Raw genomic sequence first — 18112 nt, 5'->3', positions numbered from 1 at the left:
GCGCAGCGATAAGGAGACATCTCATGCAAGACAATCGCAAGACCATCACCGTCAACGGGCGTGATTACGACGCACCGACCCGGCCGACAGTCGTGATCTGCCTCGACGGTTCGGAGCCTGGCTACATCGAGCGAGCGATCGAGGCCGGCGTCGCGCCGACCTTCGCGCGCTTCATGAAGGAGGGCGCGCATGTCCATGCCGCCAGCGTGATCCCGAGCTTCACCAATCCGAACAACCTCTCGATCATCACCGGACGACCGCCTGCGGTGCACGGCATCGCCGGCAACTATTTCTACGACACGGCGAGCAACGCCGAGGTCATGATGAACGATCCGAAATTCCTGCGCGCACCGACCATCCTCGCCGGGGTCCATGACGCGGGCTACAAGGTGGCCGCCGTTACCGCCAAGGACAAGCTGCGCACCTTGCTGGCCTACGGGCTCGACTATGCGAGCGGCCGCGCCATCGCGTTCTCGTCGGAGAAAGCCGACCAGGCCACCAAGGCCAATAACGGCATCGATAACGTGCTCGATTTCGTCGGCCTTCCGCTGCCGGAAGTCTACTCGGCCGATCTGTCGCGTTTCGTGTTCGCCGCCGGCGTCAAGCTGGTCGAGCGTCATCGTCCGGATTTGATGTACCTGTCGACCACCGACTACATCCAGCACAAGGTCGGGCTCGGCACCAAGATCGCCAATGACTTCTACGCGATGATCGACGGCTATCTTGCCAGGCTGGATGCACTCGGCTGCAACATCGTGGCGACCGCCGACCATGGCATGAACGACAAGTTCTTGCCGGACGGCAAGCCCGACGTGATCTACCTCCAGGACGTCATGGACGACTGGACGGGGGCGGGCGCCGCGCGCGTGATCCTGCCGATCACCGATCCCTATGTTGCCCATCACGGCTCGCTCGGCTCGTTCGCCACGATCTACACGCCCGAGGGCGCCGACGTCGGCACGCTGCTGATGCGGCTGCGCGACACCAAGGGCATCGAGGTCGCGCTGACCCGCAAGGACGCCTGCGCCAGGTTCGAGCTGCCGCCGGACCGGATCGGCGACATCGTGGTGATCTCGACCAGGCACAAGGTGCTCGGCACCAGCGAGTCTCGCCACGATCTCTCAGGCCTCACCGAGCCGCTGCGCTCGCATGGCGGGCTGACCGAGGAGCGGGTGCCGCTGATCGCCAACCGCAAGATTGCGCTGCCGGCCGGTCACGCCCTGCGCAATTTCGACGCCTTCGACGTCGCGCTCAACCGCATCCAGTGACATCCGGACTTGAGGACACCAACATGAACATCCAGAGCGCTGCCGCTCGCCATGAGCAGATGCGGATCGCGGGCAGCCTCGTCGACACCGACGAGCATGTCGAGGTTTTCAATCCCTACACCAACAAGGTGGTGGGCACGGTTCCGGCGGCGCGGCCGGAGCATGTGCGCAGCGCCTTCGCCAAGGCGGCGGCGTTCAAGCCGAAGCTGACCCGCTACGAGCGCCAGCGCATCCTGCTGCGCACCGCCGAGATACTCGCAAGCCGCAAGGAGGAGTTCGCGCGGCTGATCACCGCCGAATCCGGCCTGTGCTGGAAGGATTCGCTCTACGAGGCAGGCCGCGCCTACGACGTCTACTCCTTTGCCGGCCAGCTCGCGATCCAGGACGACGGCGAGACCTTCTCCTGCGACATCAGCCCGCAGGGCAAGGCGCGCAAGATCTTCACGACGCGCACGCCGCTGCTCGGCGCGATCTCGGCGATCACACCGTTCAACCATCCGCTCAACATGGTGAGCCACAAGATCGCACCGGCGATCGCCACCAACAACCGCGTGGTGCTGAAGCCGACCGAGCTGACGCCGCTGACCGCGCTCGCCCTCGCCGACGTGCTGTACGAGGCCGGGCTGCCGCCGGAGATGCTGTCGGTGGTCACAGGCAATCCGCATTCGATGGGCGATGCGATGATCACCGATCCGGACGCGGATCTCGTGACATTCACCGGCTCGGTCAGGGTCGGCAAGCACATCGCCACCAGGGCAGGCTACAAGCGCCTGGTGCTCGAGCTCGGCGGCAACGATCCACTGATCGTGATGGAGGACGCCGACCTCGAAAAGGCGGCGGAGCTTGCGGTCACCGGCGCGACCAAGAACTCCGGCCAGCGCTGCACCGCCGTCAAACGCATCCTCTGTGTCGAGGCGGTGGCCGACGATTTCGCTGCCCTCGTTTTGAAGAAGGCGCGCAAGCTGAAGTGCGGCGATCCGATGGACCCGACGGTCGATGTCGGCACCGTCATCCATGAGGGCGCGGCCAAGGAATTCGAGCGGCGCGTCAACGCGGCGGTCGCCGACGGTGCCGAACTGTTGCACGGCAACGGCCGCGACGGCGCGCTGTATCCGCCGACGGTGGTCGACCGGATTCCTCACACCAGTGAGCTGGTGATGCAGGAAACCTTCGGTCCGGTGATCCCGATCATCCGGGTGCCCAACGACATCGACAGCGTGATCCGGATCTCGAATTCGACCGCGTTCGGCCTGTCGTCCGGCGTCTGCACCAACCGGCTCGACTACATCACGCGGTTCGTCAACGAGCTCGATGTCGGCACCGTCAACATCTGGGAAGTGCCGGGCTACCGGATCGAGATGTCGCCGTTCGGCGGGATCAAGGACTCCGGCCTTGGCTACAAGGAAGGCGTGCAGGAGGCGATCAAGAGCTTCACCAACGTCAAGACCTACTCACTGCCCTGGCCGGTCTAGAGCAGCGCCGACGAGGGGCCGCACGCACAGAACAACAACATCGCGGCGGCCGACAGAATCAACCAAAACAAAGGGGAGGCCTCAATGTCGATTACGTTCAGTCCGTCGAGCGTCGGCTCGGTCGGGGTGCAGAATCCGGAGCTTGCGACGTCGTTCCGCCGCGCGCAGTGGCGGATGCTGTTCGCGGCGATGTTCTGCTATCTGTTCTTCTACACCGGGCGGCAAACCTTCGGCTTCGCCATTCCCGGCATCCAGGCCGAGTTCGGCGTCACCAAGGAGGCGCTGGGCTGGGCCAGCGCGGCGCTGCTCTGGTGCTACGCCGTCGGGCAGGCGATCAACGGCAACCTCGGTGACAAGTTCGGCGGCCGCCGCGTGATGAGCGCAGGCGCGATCCTCTCCTTCATCATGAACTGGGCGACCAGCCTGTCGACGGGCATCGTCAGCCTGACCGCGTTCTGGGGCATCAATGGCTATTTCCAGTCGATGGGATGGGCGCCCGGCAGCCGGCTGCTGTCGAACTGGTGGGGTCGGCACGAGCGCGGCACGGTCTACGGGCTCTACACATTCGCGGCCGGTCTCGCCTCGGTGCTGTCGTTCGTCACCTCGCTGGTCGTAGTCGGCTATTTCCAGCTCGACTGGCGCTGGATCTTCCGCATCCCCGTCGTGTTGCTGCTGCTCGGCGGCATCGCGTTCTATCTGATCGCGCGCGAGAAGCCGGAGGACATGAGCTTTGCCTCGCCGCATGACGAGGCCGACGATGTCACAGCAACGGAAGCCGCGGTCGACGCCAATGAGGGCTCGCTGGCGCGGTACAAGGCCGTGCTGTCGAACTGGCGCCTGCTGGTGGCGGGCGTCTCGATCGGCTTCCAGAACGCGGCGCGCTATGGGCTGCTGGTGTGGGTGCCGGTGCACTTCCTCGGCAGCAACTGGGCCAAGGCCGGCGCCACTTCGGCGGTCGATCCGCGCTGGATCAGCATCGCGCTGCCGGTCGGCATGGCGGTGGGTGCGTTCAGCAATGGCTGGATTTCGGACAAGGTGTTCGGCTCGCGGCGTTACCTTGCCATCGTGCTTTACATGGTTCTGGCCGCTGTCACCGCGCTCTGCATGTATGCGATCCCGACGTCCGACATCTATCTCGGCATGACGGTGCTGTTCCTGTGCGGCTTCTTCACCTATGGCCCGCAATCCTCGTTCTGGGCGCTGTGCCCGGACCTGGTCGGCCACAAGCGGGCAGGGACCGCAACCGGGGTGATGAACTCCTTCGCCTACCTGTTCGCGGGTCTCGGCGAGCCCATCATCGGTCATGTCATGGACAAGCATAACCAGACCTCGCTGGTGTTCCTCGTCGTCGCGATCTGTGCGACGTCGAGCGCGGTCGTGGCGGCCTTCATCCGCCGCTGACGAGCGGCCCGCAGCAGCGGCTCCAAGACAGGTCCGCGCTTCCACGGGAAGCGCGGACCGCTGTTTTTTGGAAAGCGCAGACCACCGATCTGCGCGATCGCCGGAGCCGCAACGCCGGGCCAAGGCCCTGAAAAAGCCCGCGCGGGCAAGCGAACCGGCGCCCAATTCCTCGCCATTACCTGATTAATGTCAGGGCTGGATGGATATAATATCGCGCAATATCAGTATGATATAAAAAAGTGTATGCAGAATACAAAATGTGCTTGTCGCCTCGACCGCCTTGAAGCAGACTTCTCGCGGGGCAGGAGAGGCCAACGACCTTCGATGACGAGGGTCACGCCAGGGCAAGAAACAATCTGCCGGCAGAGGAGCGAACAATGAGCGATCAGGTGTCCACCATCGCAATGGCAGATGCGGCGAAGCCTTCCGGCGTGCGCTGGAAGATCTTCCTGCTGATGCTGTTCCTGATCTCGATCAATTATATCGATCGCGCTTCGCTGTCGGTCGCGATGCCCGTCATCGCCAAGGAGTTCGACATCGATCCGGCGATGCAGGGCCTGATCCTGAGCTCGTTCTTCTGGACCTACGCGCTGATGCAGGTGCCGGGCGGCATGCTAGCCGATCGCTTCAAGCCGCGCATCGTGATCGCGCTCGCGACATTGTTCTGGGGCTTCTTCCAGGCGCTGGCGGCGCTGTCCACCAGCTGGACGCTGCTGCTCATGACCCGGCTCGGGCTCGGCGCGTCGGAAGCGCCGATCTATCCGGCCGGCGGCAAGCTCAATGCGATCTGGATGACGCAGACCGAACGCGGCCGCGGCGCCACGCTGCTCGACGGCGGTGCGCCGCTCGGCGCAGCGCTCGGCTCGATCGTGATCGCCTGGCTGATGGCGGCGTTCAGCTCCTGGCGCGTTGCCTTCGTCGTCGCCGGCATCGGCACCATGCTGTGCGGGCTGTGGGCCTGGTACTACATCCGCAACGTGCCGCGCGAGCATCCGTCGGTCAACGAAGCCGAGGCGCGCTATCTCGAGGAGGCCCATGCGATCGAGGACGCCGCGACGCCGCCGTCATCCGGCGCAAGCTGGATGGCCTATTTCCGCTTCCGCTCGGTGTGGTGCATGTGCCTCGGCTGGATGTTCTTCAACACCACCTTCTACGGGCTGCTGACCTGGATGCCGACCTATCTGTTCAAGGTGCACGGCTTCGACATCAAGGCGCTCGGCGGCGCGTCCTTCATCATCTTCTTCGCGGGCTTCGTCGGCGAATTGGTCGGCGGCTGGATCGGCGATACCTGGCGCGAGCGGGGCGGGGCGCCCAACACCGTGTTCCGCACCCTGTTCGGTATCGCCGCGATCATGGCGACGGTGTCGATCTTCCTCGTCGCCTACGTCACCAATGCGGTTGCGGTGGTGGTGCTGCTGTCGACGACGCTGTTCTTCCTGCGCTGGTGCGGCATGTACTGGGCGATCCCCTCGGCGCTGGCAGGCCGCGGCAAGTCCGGCTTCCTCGGCGGCTGCATGAATCTCGGCGGCAACATCGCCGGCGTCACGACGCCGCTGATCGTCGGCTTCATCGTGCAGGCCACCGGTTCCTACTTCCTGGCCCTGATGTATTTCGCCGCCGCTGGCATTGCGCTGTTGATCTGCTCGACTCTGATCGATTACAGCCGCAAGCTCCCGGTCTAGAATCGAAGCGCGGCCGAGCGTGTCAAGGGTTCGGCCGGTTGATGAGGCCTCGCGAATGATACGTCCCATCCGGCTCGGCATGCTGACGCCGTCGTCAAATACCGCACTCGAGCCGATCACCTGCGCGATGCTGGCCGGGATCGACGACGTCTCGGCGCATTTCTCGCGCTTCAAGGTGACGGAGATCGCGCTGTCGGAGCAGGCGCTGCGCCAGTTCGATGCCAGCGAGATTCTGCGCGCAGCGGAATTGCTCGCCCATGCCAAGGTCGACGTGATCGCCTGGAACGGCACCTCGGCAAGCTGGCTGGGCTTCGATCGCGACGAGAGCCTGTGCGAGCAGATCACGGCGGCAACCGGGATCAAGGCCTGCACCACGGTGCTGGCCTATCGCGACCTGCTGCGGAGGATCGGCGCCAAACGCATCGGATTGGTGACGCCGTATCGCCGGGACGTGCAGGACAAGATCATCGCCAACTGGAATTCGGAAGGGCTGCACTGCTTCGCCGAGCGGCATTTGTCGTTGCAGGATAATTTCTCCTTTGCCGAGGTCAGCGAGGCTGAGATTGCGGGTATGATCGAGCAGGTGGTGCACGAGGGCTGCGATGCCGCCGTCGTGCTATGCACCAACATGCGCGGCGCCGGCGCCGCCGAACGGCTGGAGCGCCGATCTGGCGTGCCTGTGCTAGACTCGATTGCGGTGACGCTGTGGGCGTGCCTCGCGGCTGTAGGCTGCGATCCGTCGCGCGTGCATGGCTGGGGCAGCCTGTTCACGAACCCCGATCTGCGGGCGGCTGCCGCGATCTCCAATCATGAAATGAAGGCTAGCGGTGACTGAAGCCAAGCCGACCAGACGCAACAAGGAACCCAAGCGGGCGATGACGGCGCTGCAACGGCGTCGTCTGCGCGTGCCGCGGGTCGGGCTGCACGAGCAGGCGGCGGCGCGGCTGCGCACCATGATCGTGCGCGGCGAGCTGGCGCCGGGACAATCGCTGGGCGAGGCGGATCTGTCCGACGCGCTCGGCATTTCGCGCACCCCGCTGCGCGAAGCGCTGAAGCAACTGGCGAACGAGGGCCTGGTCGAGCTTAGGCTCAACCACAGCGCCGTGATCACGCCGTTCCGCCGCGCCGAGCTGACCGAGTTGTTCGAGGCCGTCAGCGGCATCGAGCGTTGCGCTGCCGAGCTCGCCGCACTCCGCATGGAGGAGGCCGATTTCGAGCGGCTCGAGGCGCTGCAAGACAAGATCGAGTGGCATCACGGCCGCGGCGAGCTGCGCGACTATTTCCAGGCCAACCAGCAGATCCATTCGGCGATCGTCGGCTTCGCGCGCAACGCGGTGCTGAGGGCGACGCACGAGGCGCTGCTGGCGCGGGCCGAGCGCGCGCGCTTCTTCGCGCTCACGGTGCTCGGGCGCTGGGATGAATCGGTGCGCGAGCACCAGGAAATCTTGGCCGCGCTTCGGGCCCGCGATGCGGCCCGCGCCGGGCAGATCCTGGCCCACCATGTGCGCCGCACCGGCGAGATCGTCGCCGAGACGCTGGATGGAAAGGCGCTGGATGGCAAGGCGGACGCCGCCGCAGCAGCGCACCTGACCGCCACGCCGCGCGGCCGCAAGACGAAGAAAGTTGCGCCATGAAGATCCTGCTGCTCAATCCCAACACGACGGCTGATGTGACCGATCTGCTCCATGCTGCCGGCAGCAAGGCGGCCTCGGCCGGCACCGAGCTGGTGCCGATGACCGCCGCGCGCGGCGTGCCCTATATCGCGACCCGCGCCGAGGCACAGATCGGCGGTGCGATCGCGCTTGAGATGCTGGCCGAGGCCGGCCCCGGCATCGATGCTGCCATCATCGCCGCGTTCGGCGATCCCGGCCTGTTCGGCGCGCGCGAGCTGTTCTCCTATCCCGTGGTGGGATTGGCCGAGGCCGCGATGCTGACCGCCTGCATGCTCGGCCGGCGGTTTGCGATTGTGACCTTTGCCGGCGCGCTGGCGCCCTGGTACGAGGAATGCGTCGCGATGCATGGGCTGAGCGGACGCTGCGCCGGCATCCGCACGCTCGACGGCAGCTTCCGGTCGATCTCCGAGGTGCAGGCCGAGAAGGAAGAGCTGCTGGTCGCGCTCGCCAACCGGGCGGTCGAACAGGACGGCGCCGACGTCGTCATCCTGTCGGGCGCGCCGCTTGCCGGGCTTGCGGCGAAAGTGCGCGACCGCATTCCGGTGCCCGTGGTCGATCCGGTTGCTGCGGCTGTGCGCCAGGCGGAGACGCTCGCCGTGCTCAAGCCGCGCAAGGCGGTCGCCGGCACCTTCCGCCGCCCCGATCCGAAACCGACGCGCGGGCTGGCCGAGCCGCTCGCCGCCATCATCGAACATCGCGCACCGAAGGAGGGGACAAGCTGATGTCCTTCGACACCATCATCCGCGGCGGCACCGTCGTCACCGCCGCCGACACCTTTGCCTGCGACGTCGGCATCCGCGACGGCAAGATCACCGCGCTCGGCCATGATCTCGGCCCGGCAACCGCCATCATCGATGCGACCGACCGGCTGGTGCTGCCCGGCGGCATCGATAGCCACGTCCATTTCGCCCAGCCGTCCGGCGACGGCATCGTGATGGCCGATGGCTTCGCCTCCGGCACCCGCTCGGCGGCGTTCGGCGGCAACACCACGGTGCTGCCGTTCTGCCTGCAGGAGAAAGGCCAGACACTGCGCGAGGCGCTGAAGCACTATCATTCGCTGGCGGATGGCGAATGCCATGTCGACGTCGCCTTCCATCTCATCGTCACCGATCCGACCGAGCATGTGCTGGGCCAGGAGCTGCCGGCGCTGGTCGAGGACGGCTACACCTCGCTCAAGGTCTTCATGACCTATGAGGGGCTGGCGCTGTCGGATCGCGAGTTGCTCGAGACCATGTCGGTGGCGCGCGAGACCGGCGCGATGCTGATGGTGCATGCGGAAAACTTCGACGCGATCCGCTTCCTGACCGATCGGCTCGAACGCGCCGGCAACACTGCGCCGCGCTTCCACGCGACCTCGCGGCCGATCCCGGTCGAACGCGAGGCGACCCACCGCGCCATTTCGCTGTCGGAGCTCGTCGACGTGCCGATCATGATCGTGCATGTCTCGAACCGTGAGGCGATGGAGGAGATCCGGCGGGCGCAGCAGCGCGGCCTGCGCGTGATGGGAGAGACCTGTCCGCAATACCTGATGCTGACCGAGAAGGACCTCGACCAGCTCAACATGGAAGGCGCAAAATATGTCTGCTCGCCGCCGCCGCGCGACGTCGCGAGCCAGCAGGCGTGCTGGGAAGGCCTGCAGCAGAAGGTGTTCTCGGTGTTTTCGTCGGACCATTGTCCGTTCCGTTACGACGACCCGCAAGGCAAGCTCGCGCCCAAGGGACGCACCAGCTTCCGCTGGGTGCCGAACGGAATCCCCGGCGTCGCGACGCGGCTGCCGATCCTGTTCTCCGAGGGCGTGGTGAAGGGCCGTATCGACCTCAACAGTTTTGTCGCCTTCAGTGCCACCAACCACGCCAAGATCTACGGCCTCTATCCGCGCAAGGGCACCATCGCGGTCGGCTCGGATGCCGACATCGCGCTGTGGGACCCCAAGCGCAAGGTGACGATCCGCCACGAGCTGATCCATGACGGCGCGGACTACACGCCCTATGAAGGGCTCGAGGTCACCGGCTGGCCGGTGCTGACCATGGTGCGCGGCAAGGTGGTCGTCGATGACGGCACCCTTGTCGGCAGCAAGGAGCACGGCACATATTTGCCGCGTGCCAAGCCTCCGACGGGAGCGACCATCCCGTAATACGCCAAGGAAGTAACCCGCAAAACAAGAAGGCAGGAGACCACCATGCCCTATGCGACAACCGATGACGGCGTACGGCTCTATTTCGAGGAGACAGGATCCGGTCATCCGGTGATCCTGGTGCACGAGTTCGCCGGTGACCTGCGCAGCTACGAGCCGCAGATGCGGCATTTCGGCAAGCGCTTCCGCACCATCGCCTACAATGCCCGCGGCTTTCCGCCGTCGGATGTGCCGGAGCAGGTCTCGTCCTACTCGCAGGCGCGTGCCGCCGACGATATCCTCGCGGTGCTCGATCACATCGGCGCGCCGAAGGCGCATATCGTGGGCCTGTCGATGGGCGGCTTCGCGACCTTGCATTTCGGCATCCGTCACCCGGCGCGGGCGCTGTCGCTCTGCATCGGCGGCTGCGGCTACGGCGCTGAGCTCGACAAGCGCGAGACCTTCCGCGCCGAGGCCGATGTGATCGCCGCCACGATCCGCAAGGAGGGCATGCCCGCCTTCGCCGAGCGTTACGCCTACGGGCCGACGCGTGTGCAATACGAGAACAAGGACCCGCGCGGCCACGCCGAGTTCAAGCGCATGCTGGCCGAGCACTCGGCGGTCGGATCGGCCAACACCCAGCAGGGCGTGCAGAAGGAGCGTCCGTCGCTCTATACGCTGGTCGACGAGATGAAGCGGATCAATGTGCCGACCCTGATCATCACCGGCGACGAGGACTGGCCGTGCCTGCAGCCGGGCATCCTGATGAAGCAGAGCATCCCTTCGGCCGCGCTCGCGGTGATGCCGAATTGCGGCCATGCCATCAACATCGAGGAGCCCGACGAATACAACCGCATTGTCGGCGAATTCCTGTCACAGGTTGAGAGCGGCCGCTGGCCGCAGCGCGATCCCCGGGCGCTGAGCGCCTCGATCACGGGAATGAAAGACTAGCTCCGCGGGACGCTGACTTATCAAGACGCCGCGATCGCCTGTGGCCACCTCGAAAATGAACCGAAGCGGACGTGTTTGAGGCGCCGGAAGTTGTGTTGCCACCAGAACCCGCGTATGCACCAGGTGTAGGGAACGCAGTGTGAGAAACTCAAATGGCGATGGAATTGAGGGGCGCGAGCGGGGAGGGATTTGCGACGATCGCCGCTGATGGTCGCGTGCTGGATTCCTGGTTTCTCCGGGTCAGCCTGGTTGCAGAGGCCGGCAAAGCAGAAACGCTGCGGCTGGCGAGCGAGGAGATCAGCCGATCGTTGGGTGAGTCAGCAGGCGGATATGCGCGGCACGATGACATCCGCAATGTCGACATCGTTCCCGTCCATACCAAAATTGGCTCCCTTGCGTCTGCGCCGGCCGATGTGCACGACGCATATCTTCGGCTCCATCTGTTGAGCCACCGGCTCGTTCAGCCGAATTGCCTGAACCTTGACGGAATTTTCGGTCTGCTGCCCAACGTCGCCTGGACGACGCTCGGTCCCTGCGAATGCTCGCGTGTCGCGGATGCGCGAATCCTGGCGCGGAAGCGCGGTGTCGCGTTCGAGGTGACAGGCGTCGATAAGTTTCCGCGCATGACTGACTATGTGACGCCTGAAGACGTGAGAATTGCAGATGCGGATCGCGTCAGGCTCGGAGCCTACCTGGCGCCGGGCACAACCGTCATGCATGAAGGATTCTGCAATTTTAACGCGGGTACGCTCGGTCCCTGCATGGTCGAAGGCCGGATCAGCGCCGGTGTGGTTGTGGGAAGCGGCAGCGACGTCGGTGGCGGAGCGTCGATCATGGGCACCCTGTCCGGAGGGGGCAAAGAGCGAAATTCGGTTGGGGAACGCTGCCTGATCGGAGCCAACGCCGGTATCGGCATTTCACTGGGTGACGACTGCATCGTCGAAGCAGGCTGTTATGTCACGGCAGGCGCGCGCATCCTTTTGGAAGATGGCCGGGTCCTGAAAGCCAAGGAGCTCTCGGGCCAGAACGGCCTGCTCTTTCGCCGGAATTCTCAGAGCGGCGCTCTCGAGGCAACCAGACGCACACCAAATTGGGGCGGCCTCAACGCACAGCTTCACGGCTAGGCGGTTCGCTCGAAGGCGTGGGCGGCGACAATTGTGGAGCGTATCATGGCGCTCCACCATGTTATGCATCACCGCGCATCCAGGTCGGTGATCTCGTCGGGAATCGCACCGGTAGAACGAAAGCGGCAGTGCCGAGATCGCCGAGCGCGTCGGGTACGGCTCCGCAAGCGCATTCAGCGTCGCATTCACCCGTCATGCCGGACTGTCGCCGACGCAATATGCGCTTGAGCGATTGTCGCGTGACGCACATGCCGGCGTCATCCCGATAGAAATCAATCCAGCATCTTTCGCAAGCGCTGCAACCAACGCGTGAAAACGAACGCGTGATGATGAATCGCGGTGATGATGCGTCGCGCGCACAAAACTTACACAGCGCTGTCATCCGCGATGGCTAACTTGTCGCACGTCGACGTCACAAATCCTTTAAAAAAATGGGGCATCAGGTGAAGGCGAAATTCCTTTCAACGGTCGGATTCTGTGTGATCGCCGCGGCGATCGCGAGCAGCGCGCCCGCCGCGCAGGACGATCACGACCGCGATCATCGTCATCCGCACGACATCCACACCGCAACGCCAATCAAGCATCTCGTCGTCATCTTCAACGAGAACCGCTCGTTCGATCATTACTTCGCGACCTATCCGAACGCAGCCAACCCGACCGGCTCCATTCCGTTCAAGGCGAAGCCGCATACGCCGAAGGTCAACAACCTCGCCAGCGCCAATCTGCTGACCAACAACCCGAACCTCAACCCGGCCAACGGCACCGGCGCGACCAATCCGTTCCGTCTCGACCGCACCCAGGCCAACACGCGCTCGCAGAACCACGCCTACACGCCCGAGCAGCAGGCGGTCGACAACAGCAACGAAGACCTGTTTCCGAAGTTTACCGGCCGGGGCACCGCCGGCGGCGTCGGCGCGTTCGGCACCAACGGGCAGGTGATGGGTTATTTCGACGGCAACACCGTCACCGCGTTCTGGAATTACGCCCAGAACTTCGCCATGAGCGATAACACCTGGACCGACACCTTTGGTCCGTCGACGCCCGGCGCGCTCGAGGTGGTCGCCGGCCAGACCAACGGTGCGCAGAACATCGTCGGCACGACGTCGTCGATCGCCGACGGGCAGGGCGGCCTGACTTTGATCGGCGATACCGACCCTGCCTATGACTCCTGCTCGAGCACGACCAGCCAGGTCCTGATGACCAGCAAGAACATCGGCGATCTGCTCAACGCCGAGCACATCAGCTGGGGCAGCTTCATGGGCGGCTTCGACCTGACGCTCAAGAACAGCAACGGCACCACCAACTGCCTCCGCAGCACCTTCTCGAGCAACGTCAACGGCAGCATCGCTGACTACATCCCGCACCACGCCTGGTTCCAGTACTACAAGTCGACCGCTAACCCGACCCATGCGCGGCCGAGCTCGGTGAACGCGATCGGCCACACCTACGTTCCCGGCAGCAAGACGGTCGATCCGGCCAATCATGCCTACGATCTCGAGGATTTCTATGCCTCGGTGAAGGCCGGCAACTTCCCGGCCGTCTCCTACATCAAGATGCCGGCCTATCAGGACGGCCATCCCGGCAACTCCGATCCGCTCGACGAGCAGGCGGGCAATGTCGAGTTGATCAACTTCCTGCAGACGCAGAAGGAGTGGCGCGAGACCGCGGTCATCATCACCTATGACGACTCCGACGGCTGGTATGACCACCAGTACATCGCACCGACCAGCGCCTCGTATGATCCGACCGCCGACCAGGTCAACGGTCCCGGTCAGTGCGGCCGTGGTATCGGCAAGCAGACGCAGCCGAACGGCCTCAACGGCCAGCCGGTGAACGGCCGCTGCGGTCCCGGCACGCGCATCCCGTTCATCGTGGTCTCGCCCTTCGCCAAGAAGAACTTCGTGAGTCATACCCGCATCTCGCAGGCGTCGGTCGTTCGCTTCATCGAAGACAACTGGCTGCACGGCCAGCGTCTCGGCGGCGGCTCGTTCGATGCCAGCGTCGAATCGATCGGTGACCTGTTCGACTTCGACCATGGTCGCGATCACGACCATGACGGCGACGATCGGCAGACCAAGCTGTTCCTCGATCCGACCGCCGGCACGGTGATCGTCGGCCCGTCTGACGATCATCATCATCACTGACGCATCGGGCGCCCTTGGGATCATTGGACGTCATATGAACGGCCGCATGTTGTGGCTTCTCGGCGCCGGCCTGCTTTGCATGGCCGGCGCCGTTGCGGCAGTCGAGACGCAGGGACTTCCCGGTACAAACCCGAACCCGGTGCAGCTCAGGCGTCCGCCGGTGGCCCCGCTTTCCGCAATGGCGCAGCTCGGCCAGAAGATCTTCTTCGACGCCTCGCTGTCGTCGTCAGGCGCGTTGTCATGCGCGTCGTGTCACAGTCCGGACCACGCCTACGGCCCGCCCAATGATGCGGCGGTCATGTTCGGCGGGCCCGCGCAATCCCGGCAGGGGACGCGCGCCGTTCCGGGCCTGACCTATCTCGAGCGTCAACCCAACTTCAGCATCGGGCCCGAGAAGGACGAAGACGACAACGTCGTCGACCTCGCGCAACTGGCGGCGGTGGGCCAACAGGCCGTGCGCGCCAAGAAGGTCGCGACTGGCACCGCCGCATCGGCGGTCAACATCGTGCCGCAGGGCGGACTGTTCTGGGACGGCCGCGCCGATACGCTGCAGGACCAGGCGATCTTCCCGCTGCTCGATCCCAACGAGATGGACGGCGGCAGCATCGAGGTGGTGGCGCAGAAGCTGCGCCGCGCGAGCTACGCGCCGCGCTTCGCCGAGCTGTTCGGTGCCGGCGTGTTCGACAATACACGGCTGCTGGTCGCCGAAGCGATGTTTGCGGTCGCGCGCTATCAGGTCGAGGAGCCGAGCTTCCATCCCTACACCAGCAAGTTCGACTTCTGGCTGGAAGGCAAGGCACGGCTCAGCGAGAGTGAGCTGCGCGGCCTGCAATTGTTCAACGATCCGGACAAGGCCAATTGCGCAGGCTGCCACACGTCGGCGCCGACCCGCGACGGCCTGCCGCCGCTGTTCACCGACCATCAGTATGAAGCGCTCGGCGCGCCGCGCAACGCCGCGCTCGGCAGCAACCGCGATCCCAACCACTTCGACCTCGGGCTCTGCGGCCCGTATCGCACCGACATTGCCGAGCAGACGCAATATTGCGGAATGTTTCTGACGCCGACCTTGCGCAACACCGCAACGCGCCGGGTGTTCTTCCACAATGGCGTCTTCACCAGCCTCGAGCAGGTGCTCGATTTCTATAATTTCCGCGATACCAATCCGGAGAAAGTCTATCCGCGCGCCGCCGACGGAACGGTGCGGAAATACGACGATCTGCCGGCGAAGTATCACGGCAATGTCGACGTCGCCGATCCGCCGTTCGAGCGCCATCTTGGCGACACGCCCGCGATGACGACGCAGGACGAAGCCGACATCATCGCCTTCCTGAAGACGCTGACGGACGGTTACCGGCAGGAGCCGGAGGCCGTCGCAACCGTCCCGTCGCGGAACTGATCGGTGAGTTGGCAGCTCCTCGTCATGCGCGCATAATGGGCGCATGCATGTCGTCGAAGGCAACGGCGCAAAAATCCCCGCAATCGGGCTCGGCACATGGGAGCTGCGCGGGCGGACCTGCGCCCGCATCGTGGAGCAGGCGCTGCGCCTGGGCTATCGGCACATCGACACCGCGCAGATCTATGACAATGAGCGTGAGGTCGGCGAGGGGCTGCGCGCCTCCGGCATCAAGCGCAACGATGTGTTCGTGACCACCAAGGTCTGGACCACGCATTTCCAGGCGAAGGATCTCGAACGCTCCGCAAAGGAGAGCCTCGCGCGGCTACGCTTGACCGAGGTCGACCTGCTGCTGTTGCACTGGCCCAATCCGCACGTGCCGCTTGCCGAGACGCTCGGCGCGCTGGCGCGGGTCAGGCAGGCCGGACTGGCGCGGCATATCGGGCTCTCGAACTTCAGCGCGGCGCAGATCGAGGAGGCGGTTGCGGCATGCCCCGAGCCGCTCGGCTGCGATCAGGTCGAGTATCATCCCTATCTCGGCCAGGCCGATGTGATCGAAGCCTGTGCACGCCATGGCATGGCGTTCGTCGCCTACAGCCCGATCGCGAAAGGGCGCGTCAAGGGCGACCGGGCTCTGGCGCGGATCGGCGACCGCTATCGCAAGACGGCTGCCCAAATCTGCCTGCGCTGGCTGGTGCAACAGAATGTCTCGGCGATCCCGCGCACCTCAAAGCTCGAGCGGCTCCAGGAAAATATCGACATCTTCGATTTCGAGCTGTCGGATGAGGACATGCGCGAGATTTCGGCGATGGGGAGCGCGGCCGCGCAGTGAAGGCCCGATGGCACATTGCGACCAGCTTCCGCGCCGCTTCGCGGAAAATGGCTGGGCGCCGGTCCGGATCGTGCTATTGCCCGCTGGCTGATCGCGGTCTTGGATCGCGAATGGGGGATTGAGGCAGGCGGGTTCCAGCCGGTATTGTGGCCGGCGGGGAGACGATACTGATGTGATCGAGTGGGATGAAGTTCCGGCCAAACGCGGATATGATGGCATCGGTGTTCGTGCACCTGATGCTGCTCGCGCTGATTTTCCTGTATTCGGAAGTGCATCAGTTCGATCCGGTCGCCGCTGACACGGTGCCGGTCGAGATCGTGACGCCGCAGGAGATTGCCAAGGCGGAGATTAAGCCCGAGCCCGATCCGGTGCCGAGCCCGTCGCCGACGCCCGAGCTGCGATTGCCCTCGCTCGACAAGCCGATCGACACCGCCAAGCCCGAACCAGCGACTCAGGCACAACCACCGCAGCAGCAGCCGTCCGCGCCGCAGCCGGCGCAGAAGCAGGCGACGCCACCGGCGCCCAAGCCCAGCCCGGCGCCGCAACCTGCCGCGGCCGAGCAGCCGCCCGCGCCGCCGGCGCCCCAGACGCCACCGATGCCGCAGCCGGCGCCGCAGCAACAGGCGGCGGCGTCACCGCCTGCCTATACGCAGCCGGAGCCTGACCTGTCCGTCAAATACAACGTCATGCTTGGCCTGCCGCCCGACATCTCGGTGAAGCCGCCTGCCGGAGCGCCGTCGGGTCCTGGTCCCGGCAAGGATAATTTCGACGCCGCGGCCACCGAGCAGGCCGAAATCGGCTCCAGCGTGGTCGCCGAATTCCGCCGCCACCTGAAGACCTGCCTTAAGCTCCCGGCGACGCTGAGCACGGGCGATGACGTCAGGATCAAGCTGCGGGTGTTCATGAAGCCCGACGGCAAGCTTGCCGCATCGCCTTTGCTGATCGAAGCCACCGCGTCGGAGAAGGGGCCGCTGTTGCTCAAGAGCGCGACCGAGGCGCTGCAGGCCTGCCAGCCCTATGCGATGCTGCCGCGCGATCGCTACGGCGAATGGAAGGTGCTCGACCTCGATTTTACGCCGCGCGATTTCGCGTCGTAGGGCGCCAACAACGACCGCTGTCGTCCCGGCCAAGCGAAGCGCGAGCCGGGACCCATAACCACAAATATTCGTGTTACGCAGCGCTAGGGCCACAGCATCGTGCCGTAGCTGACGGCTGTGGTTATCGGTCCCTGCTTTCGCCGGGACGACGTGAGATCAATTTCGGAAACGCCGTGCGTCGGTACACCGTGGCATCACAAGGCCCAGCGTTCAGCTGCCCATCGCCTGCCAGGCGTTCGAGGCGAACTGCCGGCGCCAGATCACGATCACGACCGCGGCTGTCGTGACGAACAGCACCCAGGGGCTGACGAACCAGCCGAGATAGCCGAGCGCGAAGAAGAACGCGCGCTGGCCGCGGTTGAAGTGCCGGCCGGCGGTCTCGAACAGGCGGGTGGTGCGGATCACATGGGCCTCCGCCTCGGGCGTGTCGCGCTGGCCGGCTGGCGGCATCGCGCCGAACAGGATCGCGACATAGTTGAACAGGCGATAGGCCCAGGCGAATTTGAAGAACGTGTAGATGAAGATCAGGATCAAGCCGATGCACTTGACCTCCCACAAAGCGGGCGAGGGCGTCAGGTTGACCGGCAGCGCACCGAGCACTGCGAGCGCGTCATTAGTCGCGCGCAGCAGCGCCAGCGCGCCGCCGATCGCGATCAGGCTGGTGGATGCGAAGAACGCGGTGCCGTTCTGCAAGGAGGCCATGATCTGCATGTCGACCATCCGCGCCTCGCGGTGGAGCAGATTCCGCACCCAGATCTCGCGATAGACATGCATGCGCGCCGACAGGCTGTCGCGCCCATAGGCGGTGTGCTCAAGCGTGATGGCGTAGACCAGCCATTCAAGTGCAAAGAAGCCGACGGCCAGGATGTCGACCCAATAGCCGGTCATGGTGCCTTCCTTCATGAACGCGCGGCTGCCCGTCCGCGCCGCGCTGCATCTCGCGTCATGTACAGGTTGAACGC

At 64.9% G+C, this 18112-nt stretch carries 15 protein-coding genes and 1 pseudogene; 15 read left to right on the top strand and 1 reads right to left on the bottom strand.

Annotated elements, in window-relative coordinates; all coding sequences use genetic code 11:
* The first annotated feature begins 23 nt into the window (after positions 1 to 23).
* The 15 genes and pseudogenes from phnA (at position 24) to tolA (ending at position 17150) form a co-directional block, all read left to right on the top strand.
* Positions 24 to 1268 carry a phosphonoacetate hydrolase gene (phnA, locus tag CK489_RS31190; protein ID WP_095735017.1) on the top strand — a complete coding sequence of 415 codons (1245 nt, stop codon included), beginning with the start codon at positions 24 to 26 and terminating at the stop codon, positions 1266 to 1268.
* A 23-nt stretch (positions 1269 to 1291) separates the two neighbouring features.
* Complete coding sequence (gene phnY / locus CK489_RS31185) at positions 1292 to 2740, top strand: phosphonoacetaldehyde dehydrogenase (RefSeq protein ID WP_095735197.1); 1449 nt, start codon at positions 1292 to 1294, stop codon at positions 2738 to 2740.
* 84 nt (positions 2741 to 2824) lie between these two features.
* Complete coding sequence (locus CK489_RS31180) at positions 2825 to 4141, top strand: MFS transporter (RefSeq protein ID WP_095735016.1); 1317 nt, start codon at positions 2825 to 2827, stop codon at positions 4139 to 4141.
* A 377-nt stretch (positions 4142 to 4518) separates the two neighbouring features.
* Positions 4519 to 5823 (top strand): MFS transporter, encoded by a 1305-nt coding sequence (locus CK489_RS31175; RefSeq protein ID WP_095735015.1) that lies wholly within the window; start codon positions 4519 to 4521, stop codon positions 5821 to 5823.
* Between the two features lie 55 nt (positions 5824 to 5878).
* Positions 5879 to 6658: a maleate cis-trans isomerase family protein gene (locus CK489_RS31170; RefSeq protein ID WP_095735014.1), complete on the top strand. Its 780-nt coding sequence runs from the start codon at positions 5879 to 5881 to the stop codon at positions 6656 to 6658.
* Positions 6651 to 7457 carry a GntR family transcriptional regulator gene (locus CK489_RS31165; RefSeq protein WP_095735013.1) on the top strand — a complete coding sequence of 269 codons (807 nt, stop codon included), beginning with the start codon at positions 6651 to 6653 and terminating at the stop codon, positions 7455 to 7457. Before CK489_RS31170 ends, CK489_RS31165 begins: the two co-directional genes overlap by 8 nt.
* Entirely contained in the window at positions 7454 to 8218 is a 765-nt protein-coding gene (locus CK489_RS31160) for an aspartate/glutamate racemase family protein (protein ID WP_095735012.1), read from the top strand. Before CK489_RS31165 ends, CK489_RS31160 begins: the two co-directional genes overlap by 4 nt.
* Positions 8218 to 9630, top strand: coding sequence for a dihydropyrimidinase (gene hydA, locus CK489_RS31155; RefSeq protein WP_198961069.1), 1413 nt, complete (start codon positions 8218 to 8220; stop codon positions 9628 to 9630). Before CK489_RS31160 ends, hydA begins: the two co-directional genes overlap by 1 nt.
* A 45-nt stretch (positions 9631 to 9675) precedes the next feature.
* Positions 9676 to 10560 (top strand): alpha/beta fold hydrolase, encoded by an 885-nt coding sequence (locus CK489_RS31150; protein ID WP_095735011.1) that lies wholly within the window; start codon positions 9676 to 9678, stop codon positions 10558 to 10560.
* A gap of 152 nt (positions 10561 to 10712) precedes the next feature.
* Positions 10713 to 11684: a 2,3,4,5-tetrahydropyridine-2,6-dicarboxylate N-succinyltransferase gene (gene dapD / locus CK489_RS31145; RefSeq protein WP_095735010.1), complete on the top strand. Its 972-nt coding sequence runs from the start codon at positions 10713 to 10715 to the stop codon at positions 11682 to 11684.
* Between the two features lie 124 nt (positions 11685 to 11808).
* Positions 11809 to 11997, top strand: a pseudogene (locus CK489_RS42420) (helix-turn-helix transcriptional regulator); the annotation flags it as partial.
* A 130-nt stretch (positions 11998 to 12127) separates the two neighbouring features.
* Positions 12128 to 13828, top strand: a complete 1701-nt coding sequence (locus CK489_RS31135) for a phospholipase C (protein ID WP_245350559.1) — start codon at positions 12128 to 12130, stop codon at positions 13826 to 13828.
* 46 nt (positions 13829 to 13874) lie between these two features.
* Entirely contained in the window at positions 13875 to 15224 is a 1350-nt protein-coding gene (locus tag CK489_RS31130) for a cytochrome-c peroxidase (RefSeq protein WP_245350558.1), read from the top strand.
* 43 nt (positions 15225 to 15267) lie between these two features.
* Positions 15268 to 16053 (top strand): aldo/keto reductase, encoded by a 786-nt coding sequence (locus CK489_RS31125; RefSeq protein WP_050630859.1) that lies wholly within the window; start codon positions 15268 to 15270, stop codon positions 16051 to 16053.
* Between the two features lie 185 nt (positions 16054 to 16238).
* Positions 16239 to 17150: a cell envelope integrity protein TolA gene (gene tolA / locus CK489_RS31120; RefSeq protein ID WP_050630860.1), complete on the top strand. Its 912-nt coding sequence runs from the start codon at positions 16239 to 16241 to the stop codon at positions 17148 to 17150.
* A 210-nt stretch (positions 17151 to 17360) separates the two neighbouring features.
* On the opposite strand, the gene CK489_RS31115 is transcribed toward tolA, so the two are convergent.
* Positions 17361 to 18038 carry a DUF599 domain-containing protein gene (locus tag CK489_RS31115; protein WP_050630891.1) on the bottom strand — a complete coding sequence of 226 codons (678 nt, stop codon included), beginning with the start codon at positions 18036 to 18038 and terminating at the stop codon, positions 17361 to 17363.
* Between the last annotated feature and the right edge of the window lie 74 nt (positions 18039 to 18112).

The organism is Bradyrhizobium sp. UFLA03-84 (assembly GCF_002289535.1).
Taxonomy (GTDB): domain Bacteria; phylum Pseudomonadota; class Alphaproteobacteria; order Rhizobiales; family Xanthobacteraceae; genus Bradyrhizobium; species Bradyrhizobium viridifuturi.
This window is presented reverse-complemented; position numbering and strand designations above follow the sequence as displayed.